Annotated in this window: 15 protein-coding genes; 12 read left to right on the top strand and 3 right to left on the bottom strand. The window is 48.5% G+C overall.

The genetic code is table 11. The features are described from left to right. Positions 1-2: 2 nt before the first annotated feature. The 4 genes from DXA74_RS03645 to DXA74_RS03635 all read left to right on the top strand — a co-directional run bounded on the left by DXA74_RS03645 (position 3) and on the right by DXA74_RS03635 (position 3,426). On the top strand, positions 3-962 hold the full coding sequence (locus DXA74_RS03645; RefSeq protein WP_118525473.1) for a DUF4249 domain-containing protein: 960 nt from the start codon (positions 3-5) through the stop codon (positions 960-962). Between the two features lie 177 nt (positions 963-1,139). After that, positions 1,140-2,282 carry an SEC-C metal-binding domain-containing protein gene (locus DXA74_RS16880; protein WP_304650882.1) on the top strand — a complete coding sequence of 381 codons (1,143 nt, stop codon included), beginning with the start codon at positions 1,140-1,142 and terminating at the stop codon, positions 2,280-2,282. A 37-nt stretch (positions 2,283-2,319) separates the two neighbouring features. Beyond that, positions 2,320-2,547 carry a hypothetical protein gene (locus DXA74_RS16555; RefSeq protein WP_233550449.1) on the top strand — a complete coding sequence of 76 codons (228 nt, stop codon included), beginning with the start codon at positions 2,320-2,322 and terminating at the stop codon, positions 2,545-2,547. 6 nt (positions 2,548-2,553) lie between these two features. Further along, positions 2,554-3,426: an AraC family transcriptional regulator gene (locus DXA74_RS03635; protein WP_233550448.1), complete on the top strand. Its 873-nt coding sequence runs from the start codon at positions 2,554-2,556 to the stop codon at positions 3,424-3,426. A 617-nt stretch (positions 3,427-4,043) separates the two neighbouring features. Here the strand turns inward: DXA74_RS03635 and DXA74_RS16195 are convergent. Beyond that, positions 4,044-4,238 (bottom strand): hypothetical protein, encoded by a 195-nt coding sequence (locus tag DXA74_RS16195; RefSeq protein ID WP_147401024.1) that lies wholly within the window; start codon positions 4,236-4,238, stop codon positions 4,044-4,046. Here DXA74_RS16195 and DXA74_RS03630 point away from each other — a divergent pair. From DXA74_RS03630 to DXA74_RS03615, 4 genes are all read left to right on the top strand, one after another. After that, on the top strand, positions 4,228-6,375 hold the full coding sequence (locus tag DXA74_RS03630; protein ID WP_118525472.1) for a TonB-dependent receptor: 2,148 nt from the start codon (positions 4,228-4,230) through the stop codon (positions 6,373-6,375). The genes DXA74_RS16195 and DXA74_RS03630 overlap by 11 nt on opposite strands. After that, a complete protein-coding gene (locus tag DXA74_RS03625; protein ID WP_118525471.1) occupies positions 6,372-6,845 on the top strand; it encodes a DUF4625 domain-containing protein in 474 nt (157 codons plus the stop codon). The genes DXA74_RS03630 and DXA74_RS03625 overlap by 4 nt, the downstream gene beginning before the upstream one ends. A gap of 436 nt (positions 6,846-7,281) precedes the next feature. Then, the gene (locus DXA74_RS03620; RefSeq protein WP_118525470.1) at positions 7,282-9,486 is read left to right on the top strand and encodes a beta-N-acetylhexosaminidase; all 2,205 of its coding nucleotides are present in this window, start codon (positions 7,282-7,284) and stop codon (positions 9,484-9,486) included. Between the two features lie 293 nt (positions 9,487-9,779). Then, positions 9,780-10,205, top strand: coding sequence for a DUF6515 family protein (locus DXA74_RS03615; RefSeq protein ID WP_118525469.1), 426 nt, complete (start codon positions 9,780-9,782; stop codon positions 10,203-10,205). A 228-nt stretch (positions 10,206-10,433) separates the two neighbouring features. Here the strand turns inward: DXA74_RS03615 and nifJ are convergent, their stop codons facing one another. Together nifJ and DXA74_RS03605 are read right to left on the bottom strand one after the other, a co-directional pair. Next, a complete protein-coding gene (gene nifJ / locus DXA74_RS03610; RefSeq protein WP_118525468.1) occupies positions 10,434-13,997 on the bottom strand; it encodes a pyruvate:ferredoxin (flavodoxin) oxidoreductase in 3,564 nt (1,187 codons plus the stop codon). A gap of 53 nt (positions 13,998-14,050) precedes the next feature. Next, positions 14,051-15,229, bottom strand: a complete 1,179-nt coding sequence (locus tag DXA74_RS03605; RefSeq protein ID WP_118525467.1) for an ATP-binding protein — start codon at positions 15,227-15,229, stop codon at positions 14,051-14,053. Between the two features lie 97 nt (positions 15,230-15,326). On the opposite strand from DXA74_RS03605, the gene DXA74_RS03600 reads away from it, so the two are divergent. The 4 genes from DXA74_RS03600 to DXA74_RS03585 all read left to right on the top strand — a co-directional run bounded on the left by DXA74_RS03600 (position 15,327) and on the right by DXA74_RS03585 (position 19,009). After that, a complete protein-coding gene (locus DXA74_RS03600; RefSeq protein WP_118525466.1) occupies positions 15,327-16,517 on the top strand; it encodes a hypothetical protein in 1,191 nt (396 codons plus the stop codon). A 100-nt stretch (positions 16,518-16,617) separates the two neighbouring features. Continuing rightward, positions 16,618-17,112 (top strand): peptide-methionine (S)-S-oxide reductase MsrA, encoded by a 495-nt coding sequence (msrA, locus tag DXA74_RS03595; protein WP_118525465.1) that lies wholly within the window; start codon positions 16,618-16,620, stop codon positions 17,110-17,112. Between the two features lie 12 nt (positions 17,113-17,124). Further along, positions 17,125-17,349, top strand: coding sequence for a GlsB/YeaQ/YmgE family stress response membrane protein (locus DXA74_RS03590; RefSeq protein WP_118525464.1), 225 nt, complete (start codon positions 17,125-17,127; stop codon positions 17,347-17,349). A 283-nt stretch (positions 17,350-17,632) separates the two neighbouring features. Continuing rightward, positions 17,633-19,009 carry an MATE family efflux transporter gene (locus tag DXA74_RS03585; RefSeq protein WP_118525463.1) on the top strand — a complete coding sequence of 459 codons (1,377 nt, stop codon included), beginning with the start codon at positions 17,633-17,635 and terminating at the stop codon, positions 19,007-19,009. Positions 19,010-19,031: the final 22 nt, after the last annotated feature.

Here is a 19,031-nt window from a genome sequence, read left to right as displayed (position 1 = left end):
TTATGAAATCAGTTCGTATTATATTATCCATATTGATGCCGTTGCTGTTTGCGGCATGTACCTATGAGTTCGATTTGCAACCGTCGGCTGAATCCGGCAGACCGGTGCTTTATGTCTTTCCGGGAAACCGGGATACCATTGTCATACAGTGCTCCCGGAGTGTTCCTGTGACGCGTCCGGATTCACTGAAACCCTCTGTTTCCGGTGCGGAAATCTCCGTGTGGGTGGATGGAGAATTCTGTCCGGTACAGTGGAACGGTCAGGCTACGCCCGCTGTGCCCAAGGGATGTTATTATTATGTGAAGCGCATGCAGGCCGGCCAGAAGGTACAGATAGACTGCCGTTTGCCCGAAGGAGATCATGTAAAAGGAGAAACCGTGGTGCCCGAACAGATACCGATAGACGATTGGAACATCGCGATGACTAATCAGAAGAACAGTCAGATGGTGGAGTTCCGGTTGCGCTTTACGGATAAAGGCGGAAAGCGTTTTTATGGTCTGCGTGTGGAGAAAATGGTGCAGGATGCCTGGATTTATGAGGAAGACACCGTACATTATCAATACCTCCAGACAGAGCTTTGCCAGATAGACAAAGAACCTCTGTTGAGCGAAAGTAATGGACTGGAAGGGGTGCTGACAGAGTACCGGCAATATGAGAACGGTTTTTATATCTGGGACAATGAGCGTTTGCGGGGCAAGCCCTATACTTTGAAAATATATACCAATCCCGAACGGAGCTGGGACAGGCCCAACGGAACCTATTCGCATGTATATTATCGCATGGTCTTCTATTCGCTTTCCGAGCCTTACTTCCGCTATCTCGAAAGCCGGAACGCACAAATCAACAACGAACTGGGAGATATGGGATTCTCGCCCGTCCGTCCGGACTATAGCAATGTGGACGGCGGGATCGGAGTCGTCGGCGCCTATCAGGTGGAATATACCCCTTGGGTAAGATTATAACGCGCAGTTAGGAAATTTAAATCCGGCAGTTTGATTTAAATGTTCCGGAAAATATTTATTTTTGCGTTTGCCGGAAGGCTTCGGAAGAAAAGAAATGTTTTTCTTTATTTTCCGAAGCCTTTCCGTGTGTGAACAATCTCAAATTCGGTTTACTGATTAAAGAAGAACTAAAAAAACATGAAACAGAAAGAAACCTCAGAACTCACCTCTTTTATTTCTGCCTCCTTGCGTACCACTTTGGGAAAGCAGACGGTTCAAGAACTGAAAGGGCTGGCGCAGTGGATAAACCAGCCTTTGAACTCCCGTTGGCGCAAAGATGAAATCGTGGATTGCCTTTATCATTTCTTTATGGACGATGTGCACGTATGGTTGCGCCGTCTGCCGCTTCATGAGGTGAATCTGCTTCGTGCTCTGGCCGCTTCGGATGAGAGCTGTGCGACAGAGGTCTATAACTTTTTCAGTTCTACCTGTCTGGAGGATCTTTGTCTGGTAGCTTCGGAGTTTTCTGCAAAGGATGAATTCAAACTCCGTTTTGTGATCAGTCAGGAACTCAAGCAGGCGCTCCAGGGAATTGACTGGGAGGCTCTGTTGCAGGACCCGGCGCAGGTGCAGAAATACGAAATGGAGCGCTATGCCTACGGACTGCTTAATCTTTACGGACTGTTGCTGATGAAGGATACTTTGGAGACGGTCTGTGAACTGATGGACCGGAAACTTACCATGGACGAGATTTTGGATCTGTTTGAAGAGTCTTTGGGATTGCGCAATCTGATCTGTATCTTTCCTCAGCCGGATCAACAGAAGGATATCTGGTTGCGTTCTCTTTATCTGGACGATGCCGAAGAGATTCTGTTCCATGTCAGTCAGAATATCCAGACCATGGAAACCGCGGCCTATTCGCAGGAAGAGATTGCCGCGGCCGGAACGATGCCTCAGATGGATTTCTCAAGATGGATCACTCCCGAACTGAAGCACTGGATGGTGGAGAAGATGAACTATACCCCCGAACAGATGCACACCGCGCTGCTCTATCTGTGGTTCTCGAATCAGTATGAATGCAACCTCTCCTCATTGCTGGCCACGGTGGTCAATGCACGCCTGAAGAATGCGGCGGATATGAAAGCCGCTATGGAATGCCTGATCGCCTTTCTGAACGAAACGCCGAAATGGATTCTGCTGGGAAATTCCTCCGAGGAGATTGCCCGACAGGAAGAGGCGGCAAGACAGCCTTATGTGGCTCAACCCAAAGTGGGGCGCAACGATCCTTGTCCGTGCGGAAGCGGCAAGAAATACAAACAGTGCTGCGGCAAGAAAAACTAAACGAAGACTTATACTGACTGGGAATTGAAATATGGGGGTGCTTTATCTGACTGTGGAACTCACACTGGACTTGCTTGCCTGTCTGTTGGGAGGCATACTGATGCTGCGGGCTCGCGACAACGGTCCGAAATTCTGGTGGGGCAGTATTGCCCTGGCTATTGGAGGGGTTTTTGCCTGGGAGAATATTGGCTGGCTGCTGATTGTGGCCGAGGAACCGGATTATCGCTTTACGGATTTGCTCGATATGGAAAAGATGCTCAAGTGATATCCGTTGGCCAGCATCGTGGCCTTGTTTCCGCTGGCTTCGCTCTTTCCGGGCTATCTGACTTGGAAACGCACCTTGCTCTATCTGGCTCCTTCCTTTCTGATTACCGCCATCGGTGCGGGCTATCTGGCCTGGTATGGAGAACTGACCCCGCTGTATGATTTTTCGGAGGTGGTGGTCCACATGGACCATCCCGATGTGTGGTTCCGCTGCATTCTTTTTCTGCTTTCGATAGTCACTCCGCTGGCTTTCTTCCTCTATCCGCTGCTGAGCCGTAAAGGCTACCGGCGGGTGAACAGCATGATGTACGTTTTCATGGGATTCATGTTCCTGTTTCTGTGCATCTACGTTCTTTTCACGTGGGACATCAGCTATTTTGTCTTCAATCTTTTCGGGGCAACGGCCATTGTCTTCACTCTGTTCTTTTCCTGGCAATATCTGTTGCGCGAGAATCCCTTTTCGGTATATGATGCCGCTGCGGAGACAGCCCGTCCGGCTTCTATGGCGGGGGATCCGCTGCCTCTCTTCCGGGAGATCGAAAACTATTTTCAGGGAGTGTGTCCCGGTAGAACCGGCTACACGCTGCAGCAGCTGTCCGAGGCACTGCATCAGGATGAGCAGCAGATTTCAGAAGCGGTGAAGTCTGCCGGTTACAGCAGTTTCCATGAATATATCAATGATTTGCGGTTGGAAGCCTTCCGGCGTGCCGCCCTGCAATATCCCGAAAAGAATATCAAGGAATTGATTTATTTGTCGGGATTCAGGTCACGCGCCACTTTCTACCGCAATTTTTCGGATAAATACGGAATGTCTCCTTCCGGATATCTGGAAACCCTGCGCAGACAGGGAGATTTGCAGGAATCCGAAGAGGTGGTTTGACAAATCCGTTTTTAAATTTTTCCTTCCGGTTACTTTGCACGCCGTTTTTTGCCGGTGCCTGTTTTTTTGTTTTTATTTGTACCACGAACGCATGACGAATGAGAAAACGTCCCTGAAAAACAATACCATGAATTTTCTTATTCGGTTGCTACTGAATCACCGGAATGTGGTATTTTGTTTGCCAGGAGCCCGGTCCGGTGCGTCATTTCATGTTATCAATTATCTGACCGGCATACGGCTGTGCAATGAGGGGTGAAAGCCTTGTTCTCACCGTCTGCCGGTTTCCTTTTTCGGTATCGGTGCGTATCCGGAACGAACGTCTGTGGCTGCATGGATTCTTTGTTTTGCAAATAAGTTTTTTTGATTTTCTTTTGAGGTTCTTTTGTTCGCCTTTTCTTGTTTGTGCTGTTTTTTTCTGTTTATTTGTAGCCGATAAAGTTTGCGAATGAGAAAAGTATCTCCCCAAAAGAGAGTGTTGGCAGGGGCTTTGTTATGTCTGCTTCTGCATTTCCTTGTGGTAAAGGCTTTGCATTACCATGAGCCATCCCGTTCGTCTATTACCCCATCATCGGAATGTGAAGTTTCTGCTTATCAGAATCCCTGTCCGGTGTGTCATTTCATATTATCCGTTTTTGAACCGGCAGATTCATGTCCGGTGCAAGTAGAACTTCAGCCCAGTGTTCTTCCGGTTCTTTTTTCTGAAAGTAAGCCGCCCGCAGTTGTGGTTTACTTGTATTATTTACGTGCTCCTCCCTGTCTTTGATTTTTTGTAGATTCCATGTTTTATCCAAAGAACTTTTTATGCGTATCATATCTGTTTTTGTTACGCTGTGGGGGTGCTTTATCTGGGGATTTTCCGGTTTGCATGCGCAGAATTCCCTGAAAACGATAAAATTGGACGAAACGAGAGTCAATGCTTCCTATCAGGAATTGAAAAAACGCAAGACCGCTTTCACCACAGAGGTGCTGTCCGGAGAGTTTATGAAACAGCACCAGAGCGGGAATCTGATGCATACGCTGGAACTGCTTCCCGGAGTGCGTTCTATGGATATCGGATCCGGTTTTTCCAAACCGATGATACGTGGGTTGGGTTTCAACCGGATTGCGGTAGCTGAGAATGGAATGAAGCAAGAAGGGCAACAGTGGGGCTCGGATCATGGACTGGAGATCGACGCCTTTAACGTAGAGGAAGTCACGGTACTGAAAGGGCCGGCATCCTTGCTTTACGGCAGTGATGCCTTGGGCGGGGTTATCGAAATAACTCCGTCATCGTTTCCCGTTGGCAATCAGATGGCAGGCGAGGCGGTTGTGCTGGGAAAGTCTGTGAACCGTTCTCTTGGCGGTTCGCTGATGCTGTCCTTTTGTAAGGACAACTGGTACTTGAAAGGACGTTATTCCGAACAGCGCTATGGTGACTACCGGATTCCGGCAGATACGATTGTCTATTTGACCCAATGCATTCCGGTTTATGGCCAGAAGTTGAAGAATACGGCGGGAATGGAGCGACACGCTTCGCTACAGACTATGTATCGGAACAGTCGTTACCGGATGTGCCTGCTTCTGTCGGATTCTTACCAGAAGGCCGGTTTCTTTCCGGGAGCTCATGGAGTGCCGGACATCAGCCGGGTGCAGGATGACGGTGACAGCCGGAATATCGGTCTACCGTTCAGTCGGGTCAATCATCTGAAAGTGAGTCTGCATCAAACCTGTGTCTGGGAAGGAGGTGCTCTGACAGCCCGTTGGGGGTATCAGAGAAATCGGCGGAATGAGTGGAGCGCTTTTCATACTCATTATGACGGACAGATGCCTCCCGATAAGGATTCCGACAAGGAACTGGATTTCCTGTTGGATACCTATAGCGGAACTGTAGATTTTCGTGCGATGCCGTCTGCTCGCTGGGAATATGTGGCAGGCATGTCTTTCCAGATGCAGCAGAACCGCATCGGAGGCTATTCTTTTTTGTTGCCCGAGTATCGGCGAGGAACGATGGGAGTCTTTCTCACCTCAACTTTTCGGGTAAACAGCAGGATGAGCATTACCGGAGGAATCCGTTATGACCGGGCACGGTTGCATGCTTCTGCTTTTTCTGATCCCTTTCTGGAAGGTTATCTCAGAAAACAGGGATATGATGAGGCTTTGATTCAAGAGTATCGCTGGCGCAGCTATCCCGTGAACCGTGTGTTCGGAGACCGTTCCTGGGCACTGGGAATGGTGTGGCAGCCGGCAGGGCAGCATCTGCTCAAAGTAAATATGGGACGCAGTTTCCGTCTTCCCGGAGCCAATGAACTGGCATCAAACGGAGTGCATCATGGCACGTTCCTGCACGAGCAGGGCGATCCGCATCTGACTTTGGAATGTGGCTGGCAGTTTGACCTGTCATATACTTGGCAGTTCGGACGGGGGAGTTTGGAACTGACTCCTTTTTCGAGTTTTTATCCGAATTTTATTTACTTACATCCGACTGGAGAATGGTCGGTGTTGCCTCATGCCGGTCAGATTTATCGTTATCAGGGAGCTCGGGCGCTCTTTTGGGGAGGCGAACTGTCATTTGTCTGGCATTTTTTGCCGGGATTGAGTTATCGATTGACGGGTGACTGTGTGCGCAATATTAATCTGGAAGAGCGTATCGCCTTGAGTTTTACGGCTCCTGCATCTGTCCGGCAGACTTTGACCTGGGAGCACAGGCCGTTGTGTCTGTATGCAGAGAGTCATTCAATTTTCACCCAGAAGCATGTGGACCGGAATGAAGAGTCCACCCCTGGAGCAACTATACTGAATGTCGGTGCTTCGGCAGTATTTCCGAAGTTCCGTGTCCAAATGGTTGTCGGTAATCTTTTGGACAGAAAATATTTCAACCATTTAAGTTATTATAGAAAGATAGAGATTCCGGAACCCGGAAGAAATTTTCTATTGACGATTCAAATACCTTTTAAACAATTATTAAAATGAAGACAAAATTCAATATTTCAATGTGGGGCCTGATGGCCGTTTTAGCTGTATTTTTTGTGGCATGTAATGAAAAGGAACAAGGCGACGTTACCAAACCGGTTGTCCGGCTGATTGAACCGGAGGATGGAGACCAGCTGTTGATCGGTGATGAACACGGAGTGCATTTCGAGATGGAATTGTCTGACGACGTTATGTTGAAATCCTATAAAATCAATATTCATCCCAATTTCGATCATCATGGACATAATTTGTCAAAGGCTGCTACCGAAGACTTTAATTTTAACCGCGCATACGATTTGAGCGGAATGCGCAATGCACAGATTCATCATCACGACATCGTGATTCCGGCCAATGCGACTCCCGGAGACTATCATCTGATGGTCTGGTGTACGGATGCTGCCGGAAATCAGACTCAGGTGGTGCGAAATATTGTCTTGTCGCACGATGCGCCCGAGCATGAGCACCATTAATCCCCGTTAAACAAAAGGAGCCAAGTGAAACCGTTCACAAGGCTCCTTTTGTTCATTTTCAGGATTGCAGGGCTGAGAAAAATCGCTGCTTGCTGACGAGGTTTTAAAATGATTGGGATGATTTTTCAGAAAGATCGTGATGTCTGTTTCATTTGATCACAATGTTTTTCTCCGGTGCCGGTGATGATTATTTGCAGAGCGCAAACGAGTTGATAATCTGCCTCTTATCGCTTCAAAGTCTTTTTAGAGAGGAATCCATGAAAATGTTCGTTTTTTTGATGGGAGATAATGGAGGTTCGGGAGTGAGGTGGACCGATAAAGGATAACATTTTTTTAGCTTTTAAGATAAATTAGGCATAAGGATGGCTTCTTGCGTTTTGCTTTGTTGTACCTTTATTCACGAAAACCTTTATTACTAAATATATTGCTTTAAATCATGAATCGAAGAAACATTTTCAGGCGTTTGGCTTGCATGTCGCTGCTTCTGGCCGCCTCGCTTGGCGTAGAAGCGCAGAACACGCTTTCCCTCGTACCCAAACCCTTACATCTGGAACAGACAGAAGATCAGTTTACCTTGAAATCAGGCATGACGATTGCCTGCGAGAAAGGTCTGGAAGAGCAGGCCGAATACTTGCAGCAGATGTTGCGTCAGGCCACAGGATGGGAGATTAAGGTGCGTCCGGATTCCCGGAAAGGAAATATTGTGCTGACGCTGGACTCTGTGGCCAATACGCATGCTGAAGGATATACCTTGTCGGTAGACAAGAAGAGTGTACGGATTGCCGGAGCGGATGTAGCCGGAGTATTTTACGGCTTGCAGACTCTGTTGCAGCTGTTTCCCGAAGAGGTGTATCGCAACAGTCTGGCCGGACAGGTGGCATGGACCGTGCCCGGCGTGAAGATTGTGGACCATCCGGAACGCCCGTGGCGCGGCATGATGCTCGATGTGGCCCGTTATTTCTACGATAAGGAGTTTGTCAAGAAGTTCATCGACATGATGGCCATGTATAAACTCAACAAACTCCAGTTCCACCTGATCGATGATTCCGGATGGCGTCTGGAAATCAAGAAATATCCCCGTCTGACCGAGGTGGGAGCCTGGGCCGGTCCCGACAGCCGCCGTCTGGGTGGTTTTTACACGCAGGACGACATCCGCGAGATTCTGGAATACGCCCGTTTGCGTCAGGTGGAGGTGATTCCCGAAATTGAGTTCCCGGCACACATGCTTTCGGCCGTGGTGGCTTATCCCTGGCTGGGTTGTACGGGCAAGCAGCACGAGGTGCCCGATCAGCACTTTATCAGTCGCGACCTGCTTTGTGTGGGAAGGGAAAGTTCCTACCAGTTCCTGAAGGATGTGCTCGATGAAACGGTGGCACTCTTCCCGTCGAAATATATCAATATCGGTGGCGATGAGGCCGTTTATACCAATTGGGAGCAGTGCCCGCGCTGTCAGGAGGTGATGAAGCGCGAGGGATTGAGCAAGGCTTCGGAGCTTCAGGGCTATCTCACCAATGTGGTGGCGGATATGATGAAGAAAAAGAACCGCACGGTGATCGGTTGGGAAGAGATCATCCAGCGCGGAAAGCTGAATGAGCAGGTGGTGGCTCTCATATGGCACAATGTGGGTGACACGATTCAGGCCACGCGCACCGGACATAAAGCCATTCTGACTCCGGCCACACACTTGTATTTTGATTTCCCCGAAAGCCGTACTCCCGGCGAGGTGAAGGCTGCCACCTGGATGCCGCCTATCTCTTTGGAGAAGTGCTATGGCATAGAGGTAAACGATTACAGTCCGGCAGCTACGGTAATGGGTGTGCAGGGTTGCTTCTGGAGCGACCAGTTTATTCACGGCACCGTGCTTCAGGAAATCACTCCGCTGAACGAGAACCGTTCCGAGCAGTATGCCGAGTATCTGATTTTCCCGCGTATGTTGGCACTGGCCGAGGTGGCCTGGTTGCCTAAGGGTGAGCGCCGGTATGAGGACTTTTTTGAGCGCATGAAATATCAGTATGCCAAGCTCGATGCCAAGGGCTGCAACTATCGGGTGCCCGAACCGAAAATCCAGTCGATGACTCAGGAGGGCGACAGTCTGTGTTTCACGCTGACTCCGACGGTTGCCGATGCTCCGATCTGCTATACGACCAACGGCAGTTATCCGACCATCCACTCGGCTGTGTATAACGGTCCGGTACGGGTAAAGAACAAAGCCGATTTTCATGCCATGACCGTGGTGGACAACCGCCATTTCTCATTGCCTATTTATTTTGCGCCGGACTATTCGGCTTATAAGCAGTATGGTGAGTTTACCACAGAGTGGAAGCCGCTTCAGGTGCAGACCTCGCCTTCAAAATGGCGCTTCGAGTGCACCGGAAAGGTGTCCGGAAACGGTGAATTTGAGATTGCCTTTATCCAGACCGGCGGACAGAATGCTCTGAAACTGGGTAATCTGTCGCTGTGGAAGCGCGATGAGAAACTGGCTGAAATCTCAATCAACCAGTCATCGCAGACTGATAAGGCGGTTACAGGTACCTTTAAGGTGGATGCTTTCGAGGCCGGAACACCTTTCTATGTTGAGGTTGAGGCTTGCGGAGTAAACGGCAACGACACGAAGGGACTTGTGTTTATCCGCAAAAAATAACTTTCGCTTTTTGTCAGACAATCCTCTTGCCTGTGTTCCTTGTTTTCAGGGAAACAGGCAAGAGGATTGCTTTTTTCTCCCTTTTCTTCCCAAAAAGGTAAAATATCTTTAAAAATGATGGCTGTTTTTCGGTGGCGGACTTCTTTCCTTATCTTTGTGGACTCTTTGTGCGTAGAAAAGGGGAGCGGAAATTAAACCATTCTTCCTTTTTTCAATCAAAGGATAAAAGAACCCGTAAACATGGGAATGTTTTTAAGAAGAAACCAGACTATAAACTTTAATATGAAAAAATCATGAAAGCGAAGAATTGGATTTATGGATTGGGATTTCTGGTCCTGCTCGGCGGTGGTGTTCCGCTCCCGGTCAGTGCCGCAGAAAATGCCCAGGTAGTGACTCGCGGAGGACACAAACACCATCACAAACCGGACAAGAAGAGAAAAGAGGATCGCCGGTTCCGGAAAATACCGCCCCATTATGAGAAGGTGTATCACGGAAAGAAGTGTTATTATTATCACGACGGATTTTATTACCGTCCCTGCGACGGGGGATATTATGAGAGATTCCGCCCATTCATCGGAATGATCATCCCAGTCCTGCCCCGTCATCGGGTGCATGTCGTTCATAAGCGGGGACAGGAGTTCCTGGTTTGTGAAGGAGTGCTTTACAAGAGAATACATACGCGCTACGGCATACGTTATAAGGTTGTGGGCTTTGCGTAAGGATTTTATAACAACAGAAAGAGTCGTATCAGAAACTCATTTTCGAGTGATGATGCGACTCTTTCTGTTTTCTTTAGGATACTCCGGCAGGTCAGCAAGGCTTCTTTTTAGCTAAAAGGGAGCGTGGAGATTGTCGTTCCTTTTATCGGATGAACTTTCCGAAAAGGAAAAGGGCCTGTATCGCATTTCACGATACAAGCCCTTCATTATGAGTTATGTGAATTCTGATTATTCAGCAACTTTCTCATCGCTCCAGTCCATGGCAGCCATACGCTTGTATGAAGCGTAGCGCTTCTTAGCCATATCCTCGCAAGCGTTGAACAGGTCAGCAGCCTCAGTAGGATACTGTTTCATTACAGAAGCGAAACGAACCTCGCCCTTCAGATAATCCTGGAATGCCTCCCATTTCGGCTCCTTAGAGTCGAGTGAGAACGGATTCTTGCCTTCATCCTCCAGAGCTGGGTTGAAGCGCCACAAGTGCCAGTAACCGCACTCAACAGCAGCAGCCTCTTCAGCCTGAGATTTACCCATACCCTTCTTCAAACCGTGGTTGATACATGGAGCATAAGCAATGATGATTGATGGTCCAGGATAAGCCTCTGCCTCACGGATAGCCTTCAAGCACTGAGCCTGATCAGCACCCATAGCGATCTGAGCTACGTAAACATAACCGTAAGTTGTGGCAATCATACCCAGGTCTTTCTTGCGTACGCGCTTACCAGAAGCAGCGAACTTGGCGATAGCGCCCAGAGGAGTAGCCTTAGATGACTGACCACCGGTGTTAGAGTAAACCTCAGTATCCAGAACCAGGATGTTTACATCCTCGCCAGAAGCGATTACATGATCCAAACCACCGTAACCGATATCGTAAGAAGCACCGTCACCACCAATAATCCACTGTGAACGTTTTACCAAGTAGTGGCTCAACTCTGACAGCTTAGCGCATGATGGGCAACCGGCAGCCTTGCCAGCCTCGATCTGAGGAACCAACTTCTCGGCAGCAGCCTTGCTTGCATCTGCATCGTCCTTACCGTCGATCCATGCCTGTGCAGCTTCCTTGAACTCTGCTGGAGTGTGCTCAGAAGCGATAGCCTCGTTCAGGATAGCCTCGATGCGGGCACGCATCTTCTTGTTGGCCAATACCATACCCAAACCAAACTCACAGAAGTCCTCGAACAAAGAGTTAGCCCAAGCCGGACCCTGACCCTTAGCGTTGGTAGTGTAAGGAGTTGATGGGATAGAACCAGAGTAGATAGAAGAACATCCGGTAGCGTTGGCGATAATCTCACGGTCACCGAACAACTGAGAAATCAACTTCACGTATGGAGTTTCACCACAACCAGAGCAAGCTCCTGAGAACTCGAACAATGGCTGAGCGAACTGAGAGTTCTTCACGTTAGACTTGATGTCTACCAGATCCTGCTTGCTGGTAACGTTCTTCACGCAGTATTCCCAGTTTGGAGCCTCGTCCAATTCCTGCTCCAGAGGAACCATAGTCAGAGCCTTGCCCAACTTCGGATTACCCGGACAAACATCGGCACAGTTACCGCAACCCAAGCAGTCCATAACGCTTACCTGAATACGGAAGTTCATGCCCTTCATAGCGGCAGGAGCCTTCATTTCCAGAGTATCAGCGCTGAAGCCAGCCTTCTCGTCAGCGTTCAGAACGAACGGACGGATAGCAGCGTGAGGACAAACGTAAGCACACTTGTTACACTGGATACAGTTCTCTGCATTCCAAGTCGGAACGAATGCAGCTACACCACGCTTCTCGTAAGCGGCAGTTCCCTGTGGCCAAGTACCGTCTTCGATACCCTTGAATGCTGAAACCTTCAACAGGTCACCATCCTGAGCATTGATAGGACGAACTACTTCGTTGATGAATGCAGGATCGTTGTTTGCTGCAGGAGCGTCAGCTTCCAGAGAAGCCCATGCCGGATCAACAACCAGTTCCTTGTACTCACCACCGCGGTCAACAGCAGCGTAGTTCTTGTTTACAACATCTTCACCCTTCTTACCGTAAGACTTCACGATGAACTTCTTCATCTGCTCAACAGCCAAGTCTACTGGAATAACACCAGTGATACGGAAGAATGCAGACTGCAGGATGGTGTTGGTACGGTTACCCAAACCGATTTCCTGAGCAATCTTAGTTGCGTTGATATAGTAAACCTTGATATTGTTCTTTGCAAAGTAAGCCTTAACCTTGTTAGGCAGGTTGTTTGCCAATTCCTCGCCTTCCCAGATTGTGTTCAGCAAGAAAGTACCGTTCTTCTTCAAACCGCGAGTTACATCGTACATGTTCAAGTAAGCCTGTACGTGGCAAGCTACGAAGTTCGGAGTGTTTACCAAGTAAGTAGAACGGATAGGATCATCACCGAAACGCAGGTGAGAGCAAGTGAAACCACCTGACTTCTTAGAGTCGTAAGAGAAGTAAGCCTGACAGTGCTTGTTGGTGTTGTCACCGATGATCTTCACTGAGTTCTTGTTGGCACCTACAGTACCGTCAGCACCCAAACCGTAGAACTTAGCCTCGAACATACCTTCGCCGCCAACTGCGATCTCTTCGCCCTGAGGCAGAGAAGTGAAGGTTACGTCGTCTACGATACCCAGAGTGAAGTGGTTCTTTGGTTCTGGCAAAGCCAAGTTCTCGTATACAGCCAGAATCTGAGCTGGAGTAGTATCGTTTGATCCCAGACCATAGCGTCCGCCCACGATAACAGGAGCATTCTCCTTGCCATAGAAAGCTTCCTTGATGTCCAGGTACAGAGGCTCTCCGTTTGCACCCGGCTCCTTGGTACGATCCAATACGGCGATCTTCTTAGCAGTAGCAGGAACAGCATCCAGGAAGTGTTTAACAGAGAATGGACGATACAAGTGTACGGCAACCAAACCGACTTTCTGTCCCTGAGCGTTCAGGTAGTCGATAGTTTCGCGGATAGCTTCGGTTACAGATCCCATAGCGATGATGACGCGGTCTGCATCCTCTGCTCCGTAGTAAGTAAACAAACCGTACTTACGGCCAGTGATTTCAGAAATCTTGTTCATGTAATCCTCAACGATTGCAGGAACTGCGTCATAGTAAGGATTGCAAGACTCACGGTGAGTGAAGAATGTATCCGGGTTCTCGGCCATACCGCGAGCAACTGGATGCTCTGGAGACAGGGCACGGTTGCGGAACTCGCTCAGAGCTTCCTGGTCAACCAGTGGAGCCAAGTCTTCGTTCTCCAACATTTCGATCTTCTGGATCTCGTGTGAAGTACGGAAACCGTCGAAGAAGTTCAAGAATGGAACGCGGCTCTTGATAGTAGACAAGTGAGCTACACCGGCCAAGTCCATAACTTCCTGTACTGAACCCTCGCACAACATAGCGAAACCAGTCTGACGGCAAGACATCACATCCTGATGGTCACCGAAGATACACAGAGAGTGAGAAGCCAGAGTACGGGCAGATACATGGAATACGCATGGCAACAATTCACCAGCAATCTTATACATGTTCGGGATCATCAGCAACAAACCCTGAGAAGCAGTGTAAGTTGTAGTCAAAGCACCCGCCTGCAAAGAACCGTGAACAGCACCGGCTGCACCGCCTTCTGATTGCATTTCCTGAACCAATACAGTTTCGCCAAAGATGTTCTTACGTCCCTGAGCGGCCCATTCGTCAACATATTCAGCCATTGTTGAAGATGGGGTGATCGGATAGATCGCTGCTACTTCTGAGAACATATATGAAATATGTGCAGCAGCCTGATTACCATCACAAGTGATGAATTTTTTTTCTTTTGCCATAATATTTAATATTATTAGATAGTATAGTAGTTGTCTGTAATTTCTTGGTTTGATTAGTACAGAAATCCGAAGAGCCAAAGCGGAATCTGTTTTCCGTGACCGATTTCCATCTGATGGCAGGCATAGATGACATCGTTCTTTTTCTTCTTGACATCATCGGCGCATACCTTGATGCGGAGTGAGCCGTCTACCAGGAAGGAGCAGTCTTTGTCTCCCTTGTTCACCTTGTGGTCTTTCCACAGTGTGTTCTGCAGGAAGGTTTCCAGAATGTCTTTCAGTTCCATCCGGTTCGGGTAGATGGCATAAATCAGATTGGGATTATGCATCATGATCTTGGCCGGTTTTTTGGGGAACGCCTGGTTCTTGGGATAGATCATATTGATGAGCCGTGCATCAGCCAGATATTTCAGGTAATTCATGACCGTGGCCCGAGAAGTCTGTATCTCGGAAGCCAGCTGGCTGACGTTGGGTGCCACCGGGCTGTCTATCGCGAGCAAATATAGCAACTTTTTGATTTTGGCCAAATATTTCAGCTCAATTTGTTTGATTAATAAAATATCAACTTCCAGCATCATGTTCATGGTCTTGAGCAAATTCTCTGAAAAATTGCGCTTTTCCAAAAAGAACGGATAGAAACCATGATGGATATAGTGCTGAAAATGAGCGAGTGGACTGGCTTTTGACAAGATGTGCCGGGCTATCTGCTCGTGGTCTTCAAGAATTTCTTTCAGGGTGTAGGAATTGAACTCGTTGCCGGTTTGCAGATTCAGATACTCGCGGAAAGAGAAGCCGCGCAGGTTGTAGGTCTTGACCAGACCGTTCAGTTCCGGATTTTCTTCTTTCAGGCGCATGACCGAAGAGCCGGTGAACACGATTTTCAGATTAGGGAGTTCATCGTAGCATTTGCGGAGCTCGCTGCTCCAGTTGGGCTGTTTGAACACCTGGTCAATCAGCAGTACCCGTCCGCCGGATTCGTAGAATTCACGGGCGAAGTCGGCGATGCCACGTCCTTGGAAATAGAAATTATTCATGTTGACAAACAGACACTTACGGTCGGAAAGACGGAAGTGCTCCTTGGCATATTGAAGCAGGAAGGTGGTTTTGCCCACACCTCGCGTTCCTTTGATACCAATGAGACGGTCATTCCAGTCTATTTCGTCCATCAAAGCTCTCCGTACGGGCACATTCAGGTGCTCCACCAGATAAGCATGTGTTCTGAAAAATGTCTCCATAAATATTTGTCTCTTACGTCATGCAAAGATAGTGTAAAACTAGAAAAATGCAAAGTAGAGTTGGCAAAATATTTATGTTTTTTCTAATTTTGCATTTATGAAGCTATTTGTATTTAATCCTGAGAATGATCTGGCTTTGGCAAACAACCAGTGGAACTTTATTGCTCCGGCTTCAGCGCGTAAGATGCGTCTGGATCTGGAGATGTTGCCGGTGTGGTGGACGTCGGAAACGGATCGGGTGTGGGTAACCCGATATCCGGTTCATCAGCCGCTGGATCTGCTTTCTTTGAACGACCGTTTTCTTTTGCATCCCGATACCTGTCCTGTGGACCGGATAGAGCCGTGGGGATGGAGCCCGCTCATCAAATCACAGTTGCAGCGAGGAGGTGTGGACGATTCGTTGTTGCCCGATGAGGAACTGTTGCGTACGTTGCGGGAATTTTCCGGCAGAAAATTTGCTGTGCGTGTTTTACAGGAACTCCGTTCGGAAGCGGCTGTTCATGCCCGTTGGAGTGATGCTTTGTGCGGCCGTTCGTATTATTGCACTTCGACAGAGCAGATTGACGCTTTGTTTCGGCAGTATGAACGCACCATCTTGAAGGCTCCCTGGTCGGGCAGCGGCAAGGGACTTCGGTTGGGACAGCCCCAATTACAACCGCCCCTTACAGGATGGTGCACCCGACTGATCCGAGAGCAGGGAGGGGTTGTTGTGGAACCACTATATAATAAGGTGTGTGATTTTGCCTGCGAATTCCGTTCTGACGGTCAGGGGCATGTCTGTTATGAAGGACTTTCGCTCTTTACCACGACTCATCAGGGAGCGTATTCCGGCAATGTGGTGGCTCCGGAAACGGAGAAAGAAAACATTCTGGCCCAGTGGCTTGACCTCAGACTGTTGGATTGGGTATGCTGCGAGTTGAGCCGTATTTTGAGCGACTCTTTAGGAAATGTTTATTGTGGTCCGTTGGGAGTGGATATGATGGTCTGCCGGTCGGACGACGGGCGCTTCCTGCTGCATCCGTGTGTGGAGATCAATTTGCGCATGACTATGGGAATGGTAGCCTTGGAGCTACAGCGCTGGTTGGCCCGAGGAGTTCAGGCCCGTTACTATATAGATTATTCCGCCAATGGCGAAGAACTGAAAAAACGGGCTCTGGAAGATGCCGAATGCAGACCGCCGTGCTTCCTCGACGGAAAGCTGATTGGCGGTTGTCTGTCGCTCACTCCGGTTTATTCCGACACCAATTACCGGGCTTGTCTTCTGGTGGAGTCAGTCGCAAGTGAGTGATGATTTTTTCAGGAGATCGGGAGATAAAAATAGTGCATTGCTCTTTGCTTCTGTACGGAAAACCATATCTTTGCAAACTGGAATGATAAAAACTAGATAAATGGAAAATGAAAGATTGGAAACAGCCATCTTTGCCGGAGGCTGTTTTTGGGGAATGGAGCACATGATGCGCAAGTTTCCGGGAGTAAAATCCGTGATGCCGGGATATATCGGCGGGCATAAAGATCATCCGCGCTATGAGGAAGTGAAAGCGCATACCACCGGTCATGCCGAGGCAGTGCGCGTACAGTTCGATCCGTCGGAAGTCAGTTTTGAGGAGCTGGCCCGTTATTTCTTTGAGATTCACGATCCGACACAGACCGACGGTCAGGGCCCTGACCTTGGTCCGCAGTACCGTTCGGAGATTTTCTATACCAGTGAGGAGCAGAAACAGGTTTCTGAGAAACTCATTGCCATTCTGAAAGAGAAGGGATATGATGTCGTTACCCGTCTGACTCCGGCTACAGAGTTCTGGACTGCCGAGGAGTATCACCAGAACTATTATGCCAAGACCGGTGAGGAACCATATTGCCACATTTACAAAAAGCGTTTTTAAAGACAGAAAGATATGATTACAGGAATTATCAGCGGTATTCTGGCCGGTTATGTAGCCAGCCGCATCCACAAAGGACAGGGCAGCGGTTGTCTCACCAACTTGTTTCTGGGACTGATTGGCGGTCTGATCGGAGGATGGCTATTCAGTCTGGTAGGTCTGGAAGCCTATAGCTGGTTGGGCGAGATGGTGACTGCCATTGTCGGTGCCGTTATTCTGCTTTGGATTTTTTCAAAATAAATCCTGAAAAAATAGTTTTAAAGGAAAGATGTGTTCCACTTTATTTCTCGAAATGACGAACTTTTGATTGGAAACATATCCGTTCTGTTCTAGTAAAAAGAGCTGTATTCTTACTTGTCCATAAAGTTTGATACAGCTCTTTTTTCTGTTTGTCTTTTGCTTTTCGCTTTGTTGAGCGAAAGAAATATTTGCGAAAAAAACAGAAAATCCGAACTCATTTCCTCTTTATTCAGTTGTAAACCTCTAACTTTGCCGAAATTTTGTAGTAAAAACAGGTAAAAAGATGAGTCAGGATGTAAGTGTGAAGCGTTCTCAGAGCAATGAGATTGATATGCTTCACGGACCTTTGTTGAAGAAAATACTGCTTTTTGCCCTTCCTCTGGCGGCAAGCAGTTTGTTACAGGAGTTGTTTAATTCGGTCGATGTGGCTGTGGTGGGCCATTTTGTCGGCAGCAATGCTTTGGCAGCAGTGGGCAGTAATGCACCGGTAATCGGATTGCTGATCAATCTGTTTGTCGGCATCTCTATGGGAGCCTGTGCGGTTTTGTCCCATCATATCGGAACGCAGAATGTGGAGCGTATCCGCCATACGGTCAATACCGTGGCATTGGTAGCTCTGATCAGTGGTGTCTTTCTGCTTTTTCTAGGATGGGTAGGAGCGCGTCCGATTCTTACGTGGATGGGTACTCCTCCCGATGTACTTCCCGATGCGGTGATGTATCTGCGTGTGTATTTTCTGGGCATGCCCTTTATCATGATTTTTAATTTCGGGTCTGCTATTTTGCGCAGTGTGGGCGATACGCGCCGTCCGCTTTATATTCTGGTGGCAGCCGGAGTGCTGAATACGGTGTTGAATCTGATATTTGTGGTGTTCTTCCATCTTGGAGTATTGGGTGTGGCCATCGCCACAGGTTTTGCCAATCTGCTGAGTGCTCTGCTCATCATTCGGGTGTTGCGTCGTGAGGAAGAGCCTTACCGTCTTCATTTTGACCAGATGCGTATTAATACGCGTGAGCTGGTTCACATGCTCCGTATCGGTCTTCCGGCCGGAGTGCAGGGCGTTATCTTCTCCATTTCTAATGTCGTTGTGCAGTCATCCATCAACGGATTCGGCTCAGAAGCCATTGCCGGTTCGTCTGCGGCGCTCAATTTTGAGTATTACTGCTACTTTATCATTCAGGGATTCAATGGGGCGGCCATCAGTTTTATTGCCCAGAACTACGGTGCCGGAAAGATGGACCGTGTGCATCGTGTCTTTTGGATTTGCATGGGATTGAGTGTTCTTTTTTGCGGTGCCTTCAATACCATTTTTGCTACGTGGAGCGATTTCTTTCTGGATTTCTTTTCAGAGACTTCCGGTGTGCACCAGTACGGTGGCATCCGCATGCATATTGTGTTGGCTTTACAGTTTCTGGCATGCAGTTATGAGATTGCCGGTTCTTCCATGCGTGGTATGGGTTGGTCGCTCACTCCGGCCGTGCTGACCATATTCGGTACCTGTCTGCTTCGTATTGTTTGGGTGTATGTCATTTGTCCGCAGTGGGGAAGCTACAATGTGCTGATGATGGTTTATCCTGTGTCGTGGACACTTACCGGTCTGCTGGTGCTTTTGGCTTACTGGCTGGTTGTCCGAAGAAAAAGAAACTCAGTAGCCGCCTGATGCGATATATTGATAAAGATTC

It is taken from the genome of Bacteroides sp. OF04-15BH (genome assembly GCF_003477995.1).
Taxonomy (GTDB): Bacteria; Bacteroidota; Bacteroidia; order Bacteroidales; family Bacteroidaceae; genus Paraprevotella.
This window is presented reverse-complemented; position numbering and strand designations above follow the sequence as displayed.